Source organism: Methylosinus sp. C49, assembly GCF_009936375.1.
Classification (GTDB): domain Bacteria; phylum Pseudomonadota; class Alphaproteobacteria; order Rhizobiales; family Beijerinckiaceae; genus Methylosinus.
Genome location: NZ_AP022332.1, coordinates 1,765,828 through 1,782,240, shown reverse-complemented (window position 1 = coordinate 1,782,240; position 16,413 = coordinate 1,765,828). Strand labels below are relative to the sequence as shown.

18 protein-coding genes are annotated in these 16,413 nt (G+C 66.1%); 3 read left to right on the top strand and 15 right to left on the bottom strand.

The genetic code is table 11. From position 1 onward, the window contains the following. Positions 1-10: 10 nt before the first annotated feature. A complete protein-coding gene (lpdA, locus tag GYH34_RS08645; RefSeq protein ID WP_161913227.1) occupies positions 11-1,447 on the top strand; it encodes a dihydrolipoyl dehydrogenase in 1,437 nt (478 codons plus the stop codon). A 69-nt stretch (positions 1,448-1,516) separates the two neighbouring features. Here lpdA and GYH34_RS08640 read toward each other — a convergent pair whose 3' ends face one another. The 14 genes from GYH34_RS08640 to dcm form a co-directional block, all read right to left on the bottom strand. Then, complete coding sequence (locus GYH34_RS08640; RefSeq protein WP_174242386.1) at positions 1,517-1,897, bottom strand: PRC-barrel domain-containing protein; 381 nt, start codon at positions 1,895-1,897, stop codon at positions 1,517-1,519. Positions 1,898-1,969: 72 nt separating this feature from the next. Next, on the bottom strand, positions 1,970-3,322 hold the full coding sequence (locus tag GYH34_RS08635) for an anion transporter (RefSeq protein ID WP_174242385.1): 1,353 nt from the start codon (positions 3,320-3,322) through the stop codon (positions 1,970-1,972). 14 nt (positions 3,323-3,336) lie between these two features. Beyond that, a complete protein-coding gene (locus GYH34_RS08630; protein WP_161913226.1) occupies positions 3,337-4,548 on the bottom strand; it encodes an MFS transporter in 1,212 nt (403 codons plus the stop codon). Then, positions 4,541-5,008 carry a carboxymuconolactone decarboxylase family protein gene (locus tag GYH34_RS08625; RefSeq protein ID WP_161913225.1) on the bottom strand — a complete coding sequence of 156 codons (468 nt, stop codon included), beginning with the start codon at positions 5,006-5,008 and terminating at the stop codon, positions 4,541-4,543. Before GYH34_RS08625 ends, GYH34_RS08630 begins: the two co-directional genes overlap by 8 nt. 100 nt (positions 5,009-5,108) lie before the next feature. Further along, positions 5,109-5,960: a class I SAM-dependent methyltransferase gene (locus GYH34_RS08620; RefSeq protein ID WP_161913224.1), complete on the bottom strand. Its 852-nt coding sequence runs from the start codon at positions 5,958-5,960 to the stop codon at positions 5,109-5,111. A gap of 85 nt (positions 5,961-6,045) precedes the next feature. Further along, on the bottom strand, positions 6,046-7,011 hold the full coding sequence (gene coaA / locus GYH34_RS08615) for a type I pantothenate kinase (protein ID WP_161913223.1): 966 nt from the start codon (positions 7,009-7,011) through the stop codon (positions 6,046-6,048). Then, positions 7,008-7,334, bottom strand: a complete 327-nt coding sequence (locus GYH34_RS08610) for a phosphoribosyl-ATP diphosphatase (protein WP_161913222.1) — start codon at positions 7,332-7,334, stop codon at positions 7,008-7,010. Before GYH34_RS08610 ends, coaA begins: the two co-directional genes overlap by 4 nt. Further along, positions 7,331-8,104 (bottom strand): imidazole glycerol phosphate synthase subunit HisF, encoded by a 774-nt coding sequence (gene hisF, locus GYH34_RS08605; protein ID WP_018264699.1) that lies wholly within the window; start codon positions 8,102-8,104, stop codon positions 7,331-7,333. Before hisF ends, GYH34_RS08610 begins: the two co-directional genes overlap by 4 nt. Before the next feature lies 1 nt (position 8,105). Further along, the gene (gene hisA, locus GYH34_RS08600; protein WP_161913221.1) at positions 8,106-8,867 is read right to left on the bottom strand and encodes a 1-(5-phosphoribosyl)-5-[(5-phosphoribosylamino)methylideneamino]imidazole-4-carboxamide isomerase; all 762 of its coding nucleotides are present in this window, start codon (positions 8,865-8,867) and stop codon (positions 8,106-8,108) included. Beyond that, a complete protein-coding gene (hisH, locus tag GYH34_RS08595) occupies positions 8,855-9,502 on the bottom strand; it encodes an imidazole glycerol phosphate synthase subunit HisH (RefSeq protein WP_161913220.1) in 648 nt (215 codons plus the stop codon). Before hisH ends, hisA begins: the two co-directional genes overlap by 13 nt. After that, the gene (locus GYH34_RS08590) at positions 9,499-9,972 is read right to left on the bottom strand and encodes a DUF2628 domain-containing protein (protein ID WP_161913219.1); all 474 of its coding nucleotides are present in this window, start codon (positions 9,970-9,972) and stop codon (positions 9,499-9,501) included. The genes hisH and GYH34_RS08590 overlap by 4 nt, the downstream gene beginning before the upstream one ends. Positions 9,973-9,987: 15 nt before the next feature. Next, positions 9,988-10,581, bottom strand: a complete 594-nt coding sequence (hisB, locus tag GYH34_RS08585) for an imidazoleglycerol-phosphate dehydratase HisB (protein WP_161913218.1) — start codon at positions 10,579-10,581, stop codon at positions 9,988-9,990. 123 nt (positions 10,582-10,704) lie between these two features. Further along, complete coding sequence (locus tag GYH34_RS08580) at positions 10,705-11,148, bottom strand: very short patch repair endonuclease (protein ID WP_161913217.1); 444 nt, start codon at positions 11,146-11,148, stop codon at positions 10,705-10,707. Continuing rightward, complete coding sequence (gene dcm, locus GYH34_RS08575; protein ID WP_161913216.1) at positions 11,145-12,299, bottom strand: DNA (cytosine-5-)-methyltransferase; 1,155 nt, start codon at positions 12,297-12,299, stop codon at positions 11,145-11,147. Before dcm ends, GYH34_RS08580 begins: the two co-directional genes overlap by 4 nt. A gap of 255 nt (positions 12,300-12,554) precedes the next feature. On the opposite strand from dcm, the gene gspG reads away from it, so the two are divergent. Both gspG and GYH34_RS08565 read left to right on the top strand, forming a co-directional pair. Beyond that, a complete protein-coding gene (gene gspG, locus GYH34_RS08570; protein WP_161913215.1) occupies positions 12,555-13,028 on the top strand; it encodes a type II secretion system major pseudopilin GspG in 474 nt (157 codons plus the stop codon). A 17-nt stretch (positions 13,029-13,045) separates the two neighbouring features. After that, on the top strand, positions 13,046-13,987 hold the full coding sequence (locus GYH34_RS08565; protein WP_161913214.1) for a type II secretion system protein GspK: 942 nt from the start codon (positions 13,046-13,048) through the stop codon (positions 13,985-13,987). 13 nt (positions 13,988-14,000) lie between these two features. Here GYH34_RS08565 and gspD read toward each other — a convergent pair whose 3' ends face one another. Continuing rightward, positions 14,001-16,349, bottom strand: a complete 2,349-nt coding sequence (gene gspD / locus GYH34_RS08560) for a type II secretion system secretin GspD (protein WP_161913213.1) — start codon at positions 16,347-16,349, stop codon at positions 14,001-14,003. Positions 16,350-16,413: the final 64 nt, after the last annotated feature.

Genomic DNA, 16,413 nt, shown 5'->3' with positions numbered 1-16,413 from the left:
GAGGGCTTCCATGGCCAATTCTTATGATCTCATCGTCATCGGCGGCGGGCCGGGCGGCTATGTCGCCGCCATCCGCGCCGCGCAGCTCGGGCTGAGGACGGCCATTGTCGAGCGCGAGCATTTGGGCGGCATTTGCCTCAATTGGGGCTGCATTCCCACCAAGGCGCTGCTGCGCTCGGCCGATATCTTTCGGCTCGCGAAACATGCGAAGGATTTCGGCCTGCGCATAGAGGGCGAGGTCTCCTTCGACGCCGAAGCGCTGGTGAAGCGCTCGCGCGCTGTCGCCGGACGGCTCAACGCCGGCGTCGAGTTCCTGTGCAAGAAGAACAAGATCGATGTGATCTGGGGCGAGGCCGCGCTTGCCGCGCCGGGCGAGATTCGCGTCGCCGCGCCCAAGGGAGCCGCGCGCCCGCAATTCCCCCGGCCGAAAAACATCCTCGGCGAAGGCGTCTATTCGGCCAAGCACATCATCGTCGCGACTGGCGCGCGGCCGCGCGCTCTGCCGGGCCTCGAGCCGGACGGCGAGCGTATCTGGACCTATTTCGAGGCGCTGCTGCCGCCTTCCATGCCGAAATCTCTGCTCGTCGTCGGCGGCGGCGCGATCGGCGTCGAATTCGCGTCCTTCTACTCGACCTTCGGGGCGCAGGTAACTCTGGTGGAGGCGCTGCCGCAAATCCTGCCGGCGGAAGACGCCGAGATCGCCGCGCTGGCGCGCAAATCCTTCGAGAAGCAAGGGATCAAAATCATCACCAGCGCCAAGCTCGCGAAGCTCGACAAGAGCGACAATGGCGTCACCGCGACGATCGCGGCCGAGAGCGGCGAGCAGAGCATAGAGGCCGAGCGCGTCATCTCCGCCGTGGGCGTCGTTCCAAATAGCGAGGGGCTGGGGCTGGAGGCTCTGGGCATGAAGACCGATCGCGGCGTCATTCTCACCGACGGCCTCGGCCGCACCAATGTCTCAGGTATTTATGCGATCGGCGATGTCGCCGGGCCGCCCATGCTCGCCCATAAGGCGGAGCATGAGGGCGTCGTCTGCGTGGAGGCGATCGCCGGGCTGTCGCCGCATCCGATCGAGCGCACGCGCATTCCCGCCTGCACCTATTGCCATCCGCAGATCGCCTCGGTTGGGCTCACGGAAGCGGCGGCGAAAGCGGCCGGACATGAGCCGAAGATCGGGCGCTTTCCCTATATCGCCAATGGCAAGGCCATCGCCCTGGGCGAGACGGAGGGGCTGGTCAAGACCATATTCGACGCCAAGAGCGGACGCCTGCTCGGCGCGCATCTCATCGGCGCCGAGGTGACGGAGCTGATTCAAGGCTTCGTGATCGCGATGAATCTGGAGACGACCGAGGCGGAGCTGATGGAGACCATCTTCCCGCATCCGACGCTCTCGGAGACCATACATGAGAGCGCGCTCGACGCCTTCGGGCGGGCGATTCATATTTGACGGAGGACGCCGAGCGAGCCTGTGACGGCTCGCGGCGTTTAGCCCGCTAGCCGTCAGGCTCGCATCAAATCAATGGCGCGCTTCCAGCGCCGCGCCCTCCCAATAGGGCGCCGCGCCGTAATGCTGGTGGATGCGCGTCTCCCAGTCGCGATCGGTCCAGCTCGCCTCGCTATATTCCGGCGCCTTCTCCAGCATCTGCTCCGTCACAGAAGTCGTATAACGACGCCTGTCCTGGTCGTAGAAGAGCGCCTTCCACGGCACGGCGTGATGGCCCTTGCGCAGGCACATGAAGCCGCAGAAATCGACGATGGCGTAGCGCGCCTGGCCGGTGATGGGATCGATCATCAGATGATCGATCTCGCCGATCTCCTTGCCGCTCGGATCGAAGATTTTCGCGCCGACGATATGCTCGCTCGAGATCATATGAAGTTCAGGGATAGCGGTCGCCATTTCGACCTCCCTCGTGAGCCCCCGGCCCTCTTTGCATCAAAAACGCGGCGCGAAAGAAAAAGTTGCCTCGCGTCACAAAAGCCATGCGCCGAAGGCGACGGTGATAAGCGTCAGCGGCGCGCCGATCTTGAAATAGGCCCAGAAGCCGATGGAGACGCCCGCCGTGCGGGCGCGCTCGGCGACGATGAGATTCGCGACGGAGCCGATGAGCGTCAGATTGCCGGCGAGCGTCGAGGCCATGGCGACGACGAGCCAGGCGCGCTGCGGATCGGCCGCGCCGGTGAGGAACGGCTTCAGCGCCAATACCGCCGGCACATTGCTGACGAGATTGGAGAGGACAGCGGAAACCACCGCCAGAACGCCGGCGTTGGAGAGATCGAAGCGGCCGATGGATGCGACGGCCTCCGGCGTCAGCACAGTGGCCTCGAGTCCCTCGACGACGATGAACAGGCCGACGAACATCAAGAGAAGCGGCCAGTCGATCTCGCGATAGACCTTCTCCGCCTTCACATGACGCGTGACCAGCAGCAGCGCGCCACCGACTATGGCGACCTTCGCCACCGGCTGCCCTGCGAAGAAGAGCGCCATCATGGCCAGCGTCACCACCACCGATTTGATGACGAGAAAGCCACGCGCCCGCGCAGGCGCCGGCGCCGCGACGGGCAGTCTCTCGCGCGTGAGAAATTCGCTCCGATAGAACAGCGCGACGAGCGCAAAAGTGGCGAGAAGGCCGAAGGCCGCGACCGGCCATAGCGCCGCGGCGAAGGCGCCATAGGGAATATGCGACAGGCCGCCGATGATCATGTTCTGCGGATTGCCGGTGATCGTCGCCACGCTGCCGACATTGGAGGCCATGGGCACGGCGAGGAGATAGGGCAGCGGATCGCGCTTCAGCCGGCGCGTCAGCTCGAGCGTCAAAGGCGTCATCACGAGGCAGATGGCGTCATTGACGAGAAAGGCCGAGAAGGCGCCCGTCACCAGCACGATGGCGGCGAGCAGAGCGAGCGGCGTCTTCGCGCGCGCGACGACGAAATTGCTCGCCAGGCGAAAAAAGCCGGAGAGGCGCAGATTGGCGACGACGATCATCATGCCGAGCAGCAGCGTGATCGTGTCGAAATCAATGGCGCGATAGGCCGCGTCCAGCGGCAGCACGCCGAGCCCGACCATGAGGCTGGCGCCGAGCAGCGCCGCGCCGGCGCGATCGAGCCGCAGCCCCGGCGCCTCGCCGAGCGCGATGACGACATAGGTCCCCGCGAAGACGATGATGGCGATAGCATGCGTCCATGCCGGCGACGCGCCGCCCGCGAGCAGCGCGGGGAGCGAGGCCAGCAGCGTCGCGCCGGCGGCGGCCGCGAGCGCGCCGACGAAGACGAGCGCGACCGCCAGCAGCGCCGCGACAAAGGGCGAGCGTTCTCTTTCAGCCATTCGGACTCACGCGTTCAAGCGGCGGATCGCACTGGCTTAGCGCTTTCCGGCATGCCGAGCCAGAGCAGCAGAAAAGCGAGCGCCGCGACGGCGGAGAGAAACAGAAAAGCGACGTTGAAACCGGCAGTGTCGACGAGCGCGCCGGCGACGACATTGCTTAGCGCGGCGCCCGCGCCCCAGCATGCGCCGGAAGCGCCGAGCGCGAGGCTGTAATGGCCCGTTCCTTCGGTCAGATCGTCGATCACGATGAAGAACAGAGCGCCGAACAGGCCCGCGCCGACGCCATCGAGCAGTTGGATGGAGACGAGATAGGCCGGATCGTCGAAAAATGTGTAGAGCAGCCCGCGGATCGGCAGCACGGCGAAGCCAGCGAGCAGCAGCGGCTTGCGGCCCCAGAGATCGGCTTTGGCGCCGACGAGAGCGGCCATGGGAATCATCACCGCCTGGGCGGCGATGATGCAGGCGGCCATGAACAGCGAGCCGGTCTGCTCGCGCCCCTCGCTCAGCCTTTCGCCGACGAGCGGCAGCATTGCGGCATTGGCGAAATGAAACAGCGTGATCGCCGCGGTGAAGATCAGCAGCGGGCGCGATTCGAAGATCACGCGCAGTCCGCTCGGGCGCGCGCCATCGTCGGGGTCGTCGTCGCCGTCCGCGAGACCGCGCGCGGCGCGATGGTCGATCTCGCTCGCGTCGATCATCACCAGCGCGAGGGCGCTGGCGCAGGCGAGCAGCACGACGAGCCACAGCACGGCGACCGGCGCGATCAGCCAGCCGGCGAGCCCCGCCGCGATCGCCGTCACGACATTGCCGGCATGGTTGAAGGCTTCATTGCGGCCGACGCGCTCGGCGAAGAGCGCGCGGCCGACGACGCCCAGGCTGATCGCCGCTATGGCCGGCGGAAACACCGCGTCGCAGGCGCCGATGATGGTCTGCGCCGCGGCCGCGGGCCAGAAAAACGGAAAAAGACCGAGCGCCGCAGTGCCCGCCGCGACGAGCAGCGCGCCCGCGGCGATGAGCCCGCGCTTGCCGCGCGTCCAATCGACCAGCGCGCCGGCAGGGGCGCGCGCGGCCACTGTCGCCGCGCCGGCGATGGTCATGATGACGCCGATATGGGTGGCGTCCCAATGCTGGCTCGACCACAGATAAATGGCCAGAAACGGCCCGACGCCGCTCTGCACATCGGCGAGCAGAAAGCTCACCCAATCGAGCCCTCTCTCGCTACGCATGGCTCGCGGCGCGCTTCACCGCGGCGGGCGTCGCGCGAAAGGAGATGGCGATGCGATTATAAGCGTTCATCAGGCCGATCGCGATCGTCAGATCGGCGAGCTCCTTCTCGGAAAATTGCGTCGAGACGGCGGCGAATTCCGCATCGGGAACGCCGGTCTCGGCGACGCGCGTCACCGTCTCCGCCCAGGCGAGAGCGGCGCGCTCGCGCTCGGAGAACAGCGCCTCCGCCTCGCGCCAGACTGAAACAAGCGCGAGCCTCTCCACGGTGAAGCCCTCGTTTATGAGCGCGCGCGTGTGCAGATCGAGGCAATAGGCGCAGCCATTGATCTGCGACACGCGCAGATAGGCGAGCTCGACGAGCGCTTTGCCGAGCCCACTGGCGGCGACATAGGAATGCGCGACGCCGAGCGCTTTCATGCCTTCGGGCGCCGCGTGAGCGTAATCGAGACGGCTGGTCATTCTTGCTCTCCTGCTCGAGCATCGGGAAAGGGTGGAAGGGTCTCGCTCGAATCGACGAAGAATATAGGGGACGAACGCGCCGGCTCTGTGTCGCTGGCGGTCACGGCGCAGTCGCGACGCAAATGAAGCTCGCCGACGCGCGCGGCACGAAGTCGAGCTCTGGCGGCTTTTCGGCGCGAATTCTCGCGACGATCGCTTTCACGAACTCGATTTCGGCGGCGCCGATCGCTGCGCCGGCCAGCGCCTCCCTCACCCAATCGCGACCCATTTCCTCTTCGAGAAAATCGATATCGTAGGTCTCGATCGGATCGAGACGCACGCGATCGTTCGACCATATGCGAATATTCTCGAGCCCCGCCCGCGCGAGCAAGGTCGGCAAGCGCAGACCGATATCCTGGTCGCCTCTCCGCGATTTGACGAAATCGACGAATCTGACCCAAACGCCATAGAAGGCGGCGCGTTCGGCGGGCGCGAGGAAATGCGTCAATTCGAGCGTCTGCGCCCAATTCAAATGATTGACCGGCTCGACGCAGACGATCGTTCCGCCGCGCTTCGCCACGCGACGCATTTCCGCGACGATTTTTTCCGGCGCGAGACTGTGCATCAGCAAAGTCTGCGCGGTGACGATATCGAACGAGCCGCCTGGGAGGCCGGTGTCGCTCGCATCCGCCTCGACCGCGCGATAGGCGATATGCGGCGCGCGCTCGGCATATTTTCTTGCGGAGCGCGCGCACCATTCGCGCTCCCGATCGACGCCCGTCACTTCCCGCAGATCGACGAAGGCGTCGAGAAGGCCGAGGCTCCAATGCCCTTCACCGACGCCGAAATCCGCGAGGCTCGTCGCGACGGTGTCGCCGATCGCGCGCGACTTCAGCAGGCGGAGAAAATCACGGCTCCACCAATCGAAGCGCTCGTCGTGAATGTAATCCGCCGAATGCGGCGCCTCCGACATGATCGCTCCTCCGCAATGACATGAGGCCCGCGCCGATCGAAGCGGCGCGGCTCTGCAATGAATTGGACGCGCCGTCGCGGCTCGCTCACAGCTTGCGCAGCGCGACTTCCTCTATGCGATGGTCCGCGCCTTTGGTCAGCACCAGGCTGGCGCGCGGGCGCGTCGGCGAGATGTTGCGGCGCAGATTTTCGAGATTGATGCGTGTCCAAATATCCTTGGCGACGCGCTTCGTCTCCGCATCGTCGAGATCGGCGTATTTCTTGAAATAGGAGAGCGGGTCGCGGAAGGCCGTCTCGCGCAGGCGCTGGAAACGCTCCACATACCATTGCTCGAGCACATCCTCCTCGGCGTGCAGATAGACCGAGAAGTCGAAGAAATCCGAGACGAAGGGAATTTCGCGCCCATCCTCGCGCGGACGGCTGGCGAGCAGCACATTCACGCCTTCTACGATGAGAATATCCGGCCGATCGACATAGAAGAACTCGTCCGGCACCACATCATAGATGAGATGCGAATAGACCGGCGCGGCGACATTGCGCTGGCCGGCCTTCACATCGGACAGAAAGCGCAGCAGCGCGCGATTGTCATAGCTCTCGGGAAAGCCCTTCTTGTCCATCAGCCCGTCGCGCTCGAGCACGGCGTTGGGATAGAGAAAGCCGTCAGTGGTGACGAGCTCCACCTTCGGCGTGTTGGGCCAGCGCGACAGCAGCGCCTTGAGGATGCGCGCCGTCGTGGATTTGCCCACGGCGACCGAGCCGGCGACGCCGATGATATAGGGCATCTTGCCGTCCTCGGCGCCCAGAAACCGCTGCGTCGCCTTGAACAGGCCTTGCGTCGCCGCGACATAGAGCGCGAGCAAACGCGAGAGCGGCAGATAAATCTCGATGACCTCTTCCAGCGAGATCGGATCGTCGAGCGATTTGAGCCGCGTGAGATCGTCGATCGTGAGCGTGAGCGGCGTGTCGGCGCGCAGGCTCGCCCATTCGGCGCGGGTGAAGCGCCGATAGGGCGACAGCGCGACGCCGGCCCCCAGATAGGCGTCGGCGTTCATTTCCGCTCTCCGCGCGACGCTTTTTCCGCATGGCCGGATTGGACCGTGCGCGTCTGCAGCTCGGCGAGAACTTCCGCGAGCGTGACGCCGCCCGCCTCCAGCAGCACGAGCAGATGATAGAGCGTGTCGGCGGCCTCGCTCGTCAGATTCTTTCGGTCGCCCTCCATGGCGGCGATGACGGTCTCCACTGCCTCCTCGCCGAATTTCTTGGCGATGCGGGGCGTGCCGGCCTCGAACAAGCTCTTGGTATAGGATTGCGCGGCGTCTGCGCCTCGCTTCGATGCGATGATACGTGAGAGATCGGCGAGGGAAAAATCGCTCATGAGGGTTCCAGGCCGTCGAGACGCATCGGTATGCCCGCTTTCGCCATATATCGCTTCGCCTGCGGGATGGTGAACTCGCCGAAGTGGAAAATAGACGCCGCGAGAACGGCGGAAGCATGGCCTTCGCGCACGCCTTCGACGAGATGATCCAGCGTCCCGACGCCGCCCGAGGCGATGACCGGCACATCGACGGCGTCGGCCACGGCGCGCGTCAGCTCTATGTCGAAGCCGATTTTGGCGCCGTCGCGGTCCATGGAGGTGAGCAAAATTTCGCCGGCGCCGAGGCTCGTGACCTCCTTGGCGTATTCGACCGCGTCTATGCCCGTCGGGCGGCGGCCGCCATGGGTGAAGATCTCCCAATGATCGCCGACGCGCTTGGCGTCTATGGCGACGACGATGCATTGCGAGCCGAATTTCTCGGCCGCCTCGCGCACGAATTGCCGATCGGCGACCGCCGCCGAATTGATCGAGGCCTTGTCGGCGCCGGCGAGCAGGAGATTGCGAATGTCGTCCTCGACGCGCACGCCGCCGCCGACGGTGAGCGGCATGAAGCAGGCCTCCGCCGTGCGGCGCACGACGTCGAGCATGATGCCGCGATTCTCGTGGCTCGCGGTGATATCGAGAAAGCACAGCTCGTCGGCGCCGGCGGCGTCATAGGCGATGGCGCATTCGACCGGATCGCCAGCGTCGCGCAAATCGACGAAATTGACGCCTTTGACGACGCGGCCCTCTTTCACGTCGAGGCAGGGGATGACGCGGGATTTGAGCATTCTATCCCTCGTTCGTCGACGCCTGCCGGGACTGACGGATCAACGCCAGCGCTTCCGCCGGATCGAGCCGTCCGTCATAGAGCGCGCGGCCGGTGATCGCGCCCGCGAGCTTCTTGCAGTCGGGCTGCAGCAGCCGCTCTATGTCGGCGAGCGAGGCGAGGCCGCCCGAGGCGATGACCGGAATGCTCAGCGCCTCGGCGAGCGCCAGCGTCGCCTCTATGTTGAGGCCCTTCAAGACTCCATCGCGGGAGATGTCGGTGTAGACGATGGCGGCGACGCCGGCGTCCTCGAAGCTGCGCCCCAAATCCTGCGCCGAGACATGGGTGCGGCGCGCCCAGCCCTCGACGGCGACGAAGCCGTCCTTGGCGTCAATGCCCACCGCTATGCGGCCCGGATAGAGCCGCGCCGCCTCGCGCACCAGCGTCGGGTCGCGCACCGCGGCCGTGCCGATGATGACGCGCGAAATTCCCTTGTCGAGCCAGCGCGAGATGGTGCGCATCTCGCGAATGCCGCCGCCGAGCTGCACCGGAATCTTTATGTTGGCGAGAATGCCCTCGACGGCGAGCGCGTTCATCGGCGCGCCGGCGAAGGCGCCGTCGAGATCGACGACGTGGAGATATTCGAAACCTTGGGCGGCGAAGGCCTGCGCCTGCGCGGTCGGATCGTCGTTGAACACGGTCGCCGAGGACATCTCGCCCTCGACGAGGCGGACGCATTGACCCTCTTTGAGATCGATCGCAGGAAACAGGATCACGGACGCCACCTCAGAAAATTCGCGATGAGAGCGAGGCCGAGCCTCTGGCTCTTCTCGGGATGGAATTGCGTGCCGACGAGATTGTCGCGCGCGACCGCCGCAGTCAGCGGAGCGCCGTAATCGGTCGTCGCCACGATATGGTCGGGCGATGTAGGCAGGAATTGGTAGGAGTGCACGAAATAGGCGTGCAGCCCGTCCTTTCCGGTGGGGATGCCGGAAAAGAGCGCATGCGGGCGCGTCAGCTCCAGCGTGTTCCAGCCCATATGGGGAATTTTCAGGCTCTTGTCCGCGGGCTCGATGACCGCGACATCGCCGGCGATCCAGCCGAGACCGGCCGCCTCGCCATGCTCGAGGCCGCGCGTCGCCATCAGCTGCATGCCGACGCATATGCCGAGGAACGGCCGGCCGCGCTCGATCACCGCCTCGCGCAGCGCCTCGTCCAGCCCGGCGAGCGCCGAAAGGCCGCTGCGGCAATCGCGAAAGGCGCCGACGCCCGGCAGGCAGATGCGCTCGGCCCGGCGCACGACATCGGGATCATTGGTGACGGTGATCTCCGCCCCCTCGCCTTCCCGCGCGGCGCGCTCGAAGGCCTTGGCGGCGGAGTGCAGATTGCCCGATCCGTAATCGATGATCGCCGTCGTCACGCGCGCGGCTCCTCGAACAGGCCGCCGATGACCGAACGCATCGCCGCCCGGCCGCCGGGCCGTGGCGTAACGATCGTCGGAAGGACGCCGGAGGGGCGCCAATTGGCGAAAAACACGTCCTCGGCCTCATCGATCCTAGCCGCGACCATTACGGCGCTCTCCGTGTAACCCTTGCGCTCGAGCGACCAGGCGACGAGCCGCGGCCCCTCGAGGCCGAGCAGCAGGCCGAGCGCCAGCTGCAAGACCGAGGCCGCCGCGGGATTTATCCCCAGAGCTGCGCCTCCGCCGAGGATCAGCGCGAGCCCGGCTGTCCATAGGACGGCCGGCAGCCACGCGCGCCGCCACAGCAGCCACAAAGGCCCGAAGAGAAAGGCCGGCGTCGAGAAGCCGTCGCGCAGAAAGACGATTCGCTCCGGCGGCGGAGCCTCGCCCGGCGCGGCCTTGGGTATAAGGACGGTGTAGACGGCCATAGGCCCGCCTCCCTTTCAGTCGGTGAGCGTGCCTTTGGTGGAAGGCACCACGCCGCCGCGGCGCGGATCGGGCGCTGTCGCCTTGCCCAGGGCGCGGGCGAAGCCCTTGAAGCAGCACTCCGCGATATGATGCGAATTGACGCCGCGCAGCGCCTCCACATGCAGGCCGATGCGCGCATTGACGGCGAAAGCCTGGAAGAACTCGCGCACCAGCTCGGTGTCGAACTCGCCGATCTTGGCCGCCGGAAAGGCGACGTCGAAGACGAGGAAGGGCCGGCCGGAGACGTCCACCACCACGCGGGAGAGCGCCTCGTCCAGCGGCACATGGGCGTCGCCATAGCGGGCGATGCCCTTGCGGTCGCCGAGCGCCTGATCCACCGCCTTGCCGAGCGCTATGCCCACATCCTCGACCGTATGATGGCCGTCTATGTGCAGATCGCCCTTGGCCGCGACGGTGAGGTCGAGCGGCGCGTGGCGGGCGATCTGGTCGAGCATATGGTCGAAAAAGCCGATCCCGGTCGAAATATCGGATTTGCCCTCACCGTCGAGATCGACGGCGACGGCGATACGGGTCTCTTTCGTGTCGCGCTCGTATTTGGCGCTGCGCATGGCTCGGCTGGCTCGCGGTGAATCTCGAGGGGCTGGAACGGAATATAGACCGCTCCCTGCGCGGCTTGTAGCAATTCGGCGGGCGCATGGCCAGAAGCGTGGGCGATCGGCGTGAACCGCCCTCTACCGCTTCCCGTCCAATTGTCCCCGCCCCCACAGCCCGGCGAGCCGGGCGACGCGCGCCGTCAGGCGGGGCGAGTCCTGCGCCTCGCACTCCCACAGGATCGCGACGCGAAACCCCAGCGCCCTCAGAGCCTTGGCCTTGCGGGCGTCGCGAGCGCGATTGGCGGCGAATTTCTCCAGCCAGAAGGCGTTGTTTTGTTTCGGGATCGTGCCGCGGCGGCAATTCTTGTGATGGTGCCAGAAGCAGCCATTGACGAAGAGCGCCCAGCGCCGGCTGCGATTGGCGAAATCCGGCGCGCCGGGCAGGCCTTTGGCGTTGCGCCGATAATGGAGCCCCGCCAGCCGCAGCGCCGCGGCCACCGCCTCCTCCGCCCCGGTGCGGGACTGCCGCACCCGCTTCATCAGCGCCGAGCGCGCCGGATCGCTGGCCGGCGGCGTCCTCATTGGGCGGCGGCGAGGCCGGGGCCGGCGCGCATCGCCTCGAGATGGGCGGCCACCGCCTCCCGAAATCCGGGCTCGAATCGCAGCTTGGCCCGCATGGTGCGGGCGAGAAACCCAGCGCTCGCGCGCTCGGACAGCGGCTTGCCCTTATGCTGCAGGAAAACATGCAGAGGCGGACGATCGCGCCAGACAGGAAAGGCAGAAATCTCGACGCCGAGGCGCCGCTCGCCGTCATAGCGCGCGGCGCGAGGCCAGCGGGCGCCCTCCTCCAGAACCGCGCCGTCGCGGGCCGGATCATAGCGCCCCGGCGCCTCGAGCCGGCCGCCGACCCATTCCGCCACTGGCGCGCTCACCGCATTGCCGACCAGCGACCAGCGCCAGCCGGGACGGCCCAGCGCCTCGGCCGGGGCGGTCCAGTCGGCCGGAAAACCCTGCAAGCGCTCGGCGTCGCGAATATCCGGCGTCACCACCTCGCCGGAGGGGAGCAGAATCGCCGGCGGCGAGGCGATGCCGAGCGTCGAGCCGTTCTTCAATGTCGGCACGCAATCTTGCCCCCAGCCGAGGCCGCGCACGCCCTCCGTCCAATAAAAGCCATGGGCGTGCGTCGCCAGCGCGGTCGCGCGCGGGCGCGGCGTCGCCTCGTCCACCAGCAGAATATCGGCCGGATCGGCGAGGCGCGAGGCGAAAAACAGCACGCGCTCGCGCCGCTGCGGCAGAAAGGCGAGCGTGTTGACGACGCGATAGGCCCAGCGATAGCCGCGCTCCTCGAAAGCGGAGACCAGCCGCGCCATGGCGCGTCCGCGATCGAGGCTCAGCATGAAGGAGACATTCTCGAGAAGCGCATGCGGCGCGCGCGTCTCGTCGAGCAGGCGGAACACATGGCTGACCAGCGAGGATTTGCGCCCGCCAATGCCCTGCGTGCGGCCGGCCTGGCTCAAATCCTGGCAGGGAAAGCCGGCCGTGACCAGTTCCGTCTCGCCCGGCAGCGCGCGCAGCGCGGCGACATCGCCCACATTGGGCGTCTGCGGAAAATGCGTCGCCAGCACCTTTGCGGCGAGCGGCCAGTTTTCGGAGAACATGAGACAATCATGTCCGGCGCGAGCGAGCCCGAGCTCAAGCCCGCCTATGCCGGCGAAGAGGCCGACGACTTTCATGGATAGGGCCTCGCGGCCGAGGGCCGTCGTGCGATTCGTCTGCGCATGAGCGGAGTTGATCGCCACGGACGAAGGAGAGTCAAGCCGCGGCGCGAACGCGCATCGCCCGCCAAGACATGCTCGCATGTCGCGACGATGACGAAAGGCGCGAATTCCTTTGCCGAGAAAGCCGTTGCGCGGCTGGACACATCGCCCCGCTCTGCCTAGTCTCGCGACGCTTTTTTCCGCGTGTGAACGCCCAGCCCTACGAGTCCGATGCGCGCCATTCTTCCGCTCAAAGCCTCGACCCTTTCGCAACGCCGCGCGCTTCGCTCCGCGCGCGCCGGCTACACGCTCGTCGAAATGCTGGTCGTGCTCGCGATCATCGGCTCGATCGTCGGCCTCGTCGGTCCACGCGTGCTGAACTATCTCTCCGAGTCGAAGGTGAAGACCGCGCAAATTCAGATGGAGAATATTTCGAGCGCGCTCGATCTCTTCTATCTCGACGTCGGCCGCTATCCCGCGACGGAAGAAGGCCTCTCCGCGCTCGCGCGGCGGCCGGCCGGCGCCTCCGTGTGGAACGGCCCCTATCTGAAATCCGCCAATGTGCCGAAGGACCCTTGGGGACATGATTATCTCTATCGCGCTCCCGGACAGAACGGGCCCTATGACATAGGCTCGCTCGGACCCGACGGACGCGAGGGCGGCCCCGGATCGCTCACGCGCAGCCGCGACACGGCGGCGCGCTGACCATATTCGCCGCTCGCATGACGCATGGCCGAAAGATCGCCGAGAGAAAAGGCTTCGCGCTTCTCATCGTGATCTTCGGCCTCGGGGTCATTATTCTGCTGATGACCTCCTTCATGGCGACCGCGCGCTTGCGCCTGCGCAGCGCCGTCGATAATTCCGCATCGATCAAGACGCGGCTCATCGCCGAAGGCGCCATTAATCTCGCGATTTTCGGATTGATCGCCGAGCAGCGGCCGTTCAATGCGCAGCAAGCCGAGCCCCCCGTTCACGATGGATCGCCGCGCCTCTGCTCACTCGCCGGCGCCACTGTCGCGATCTCGATCGAGGACGAGAGCGGCAAGCTCGACCTCAACGCCGCGTCTCCCCAGCTTCTCGAGGCGGCTCTGCGCGGTTTCGGAGCGGCCGACCCCGGCGCGTTGTCTCGCGCGATCATCGCATTTCGCGAGGCGCAGACGTCCGAATTCGCGCGGCTCGCAGCGCCCCCGCCCTCCTCCGACCGGCCCTTCGCGCCAAAGCATGCGCCCTTCCAAACGGCGCTCGAGCTGGATCAGGTCGAGGGCATGGAGCCGCAGCTGCTGCGCGCGCTGCTGCCGGTCGTCACCGTTCATACGCATAGCGTCGGAGTCGATGCGCGCACGGCGCCGCCGGCGTTGTTCGCCGCGCTGGCGCGCTATTCGGCGGCGGATGTTCGCACCCTTTCCGTCAAGCCTTTTCCCAATAGCCTCGATCGCCGCGATACGCGCTTTCCGCCGGAATATCGCCAAAACGGCGTCCTCGGCGGCGGAACCTATTCGATCCACGCGGAGGCCGCTCTGCTCAATGGCGCGATCGGCGTCGTGGAGATGGTCGTGGCGCTACGGCCGAACGAGCGTCTCCCCTTCACCATGCTGGAGACGCGCCGCGCGCCGGCGCGCAATCAGAGGCTGCTCGGCGCCGGCGCAGCAGCGGCGCCCTGCTGACGAAAATTCGTTTCTACTCGTCCAGCAGAATGCGCCGCGCCGCGCCTTCGATATTATGCGGACGCACCTTCGCGCGCGTCGATATGTTCAGCAGCTTGCGCTTATATTCGTCGGTAATGTCGCGCGCCTCGCCGAGCGTGCGCACCACATGCGGCGTTATCATGATGAGCAGCTCGGTCTTGCCCGAGGAATCGGTCTTGTCCTTGAAGGCGTTGCCGAACAAAGGCACATCGCCGAGCACGGGAACCTGGGACGAGCCGCGCGTGCGCGAATCCTGAATGAGGCCGCCGAGCATCAGCGATTCGGCGTCGTTGACGACGACCTGCGTCTTCACGCGGCGCTGCTGAATCGTCGGCGTCGTCGTCGTCGAGCTCGCGCCGGAGGCGACATTGGAAACCTCCTGCTCGAGCTCCAGCATCACGCGGCCGCTCTCGTTGATATGCGGCGTGATGGCGAGAATGACGCCGGTGTCACGATAATTCACCGAGTTGAATGTCGTGATGCCGCCCTGCGCCGTCGCGCCGGAGAGAGTCGTCACCGGCACCTGATCGCCGACCTGCAGAACGGCCTGACGATTGTCGAGCACGGTGAGCGATGGCGTCGAGACGATATTGACATTGGTGATCTGGTTGAGCGCGTTGAGCGTGACTTGCGCATTGGTCGCGCGCAGCGCGTAGGCGAAGCCGGGCGACACCGCGCCCACCGCGGTGCCGAGCAGATTATTGCCCAGCGTGTCATTGGCCGCCGGCGTGCCGGCGTCGCCGTTGGAGAAGCCGGAGAGCGACGACTTCTTCTGCAGGAACCAGCGCACGCCGAAATGCAGATCGTCATTGAGCGACACCTCGGCGATCGTCGCCTCGATGAACACCTGATTGGGCAGCACGTCGAGCTTCTCGATGACGCGCAGAAGACGCTTGTAGTCCTCCGGCGTCGCCATCACCACAATGGCGTTCTTGGCCTCGTCCACGGCGATCTTGAAACGGCTGTCCTCGCCGAGCGCGGAGGCGGTCGACGATGTCTGATCCTGCGCGCTATTGGAATTGGCGGCGCCATTCGACGCGGAGCCGCCGAAGGCAGAGCCGCCGTTCGAGCCGCCAGAGTTCAATGGCGCGATCGAGCCGAGCTGTCCCGTGGAAGAGCCGCTCGACGAGCCGAAACCGCCAGAAGAGCCGAGACCGCCGGAGGTTCCGAGGCTCGAAGACCCGAAGCCGCCGCCGCCCGCGCCCGACGACAAGCCGCTCGAGGAGGTGGAGAGCGCCGAGGAGCCGAAACGCGGCGAGACCTCATTGCTCTTGGAGACGCCGGCGTCGCGACCGAACATGGACGCGACGACCTGCACCATCTCCTTGGCCGGGCGATTTTGCACGCGATAGCTGAAGAACTGCTTCTGAACGCCTTCCGCCCGCGCGTCGAGACGCTCGATCCAGGCGCGCGCCCGCGCGAGATAGCCGGGCTGCGGCGTGATCGCCAATATGGCCGACAGATGCTTATTGCCGATGAACTGGATCATGCCGTTCATCGGCCCTTCGCGCTCCGAGCCGAAAACCTTGCGCAAATTCTCGGCGAGCGCGTCTGGATCGGCGCTCGTCACCGGCACGACGGCGAAGGACATGCCGCGCATCGTGTCGACGTCGAAGAGCGCGATGGCGTCCTCCATCGCCGCGATCTCTTGCGCGCTGCCCGTCAAGGTGAGCGTGCGGCGCTGATCGTCGGCGCGCACGACGGCGCCCTGGCGCGTGATCGGCTCCAGCACGCGCTTGAGCTCCGACGCCGAGACATAGCGCAGACGCACGATTCGCGCGCCGCTGCCGAGACGCTCCGACTCGAGCGGCTGCGGCGCGACGGAGAGCGTGGAGCCGGCCGCCGCCTGATCCAGCGGCACGATTTTGTAGATGCCGTCATTCTCGACAATGGCGGCGCCGGAAACGCGCAAGGCCGATTGAAACAAGTCGATCGCGACGGATTTCTTGACGGGCCGCGCCGTATGCACGGTCACTCTGCCGTCGATGCGCGGATCGACGACATAATCGACGCCGACAATATCGCCCAGCACCACTTTCGCCGCCTGCGCAATGGGCAGATTGGCGAGATTGAGGCTGACGCCTTCCTTCTCGTCGCGGGACTCGTCCTTGCGGCGCGCCACGCTCTCGCCGACGAAACGCCCGCTGCCGACGATCGCCTCCGCGGGAAGGCGTCCACGCGCTGCGGAGAAGCGGCTTTTCGTTCCACCCCTGGAAGCGGCGGCGACATCGAGCGACTCGCGGCTCCATTCGGCGACGGGAGGATCGCTCGCGTTCTGGCAGCCGGAAACTGCGACCGAGAGAAGGGCGATCAGGCTCGAATGGAATAATGGCAGACGCACATTCGCCTCTGGGACGCTACCGAATAGACAAGCTCACGCCACCTAACATGATTGTCGGTCATGC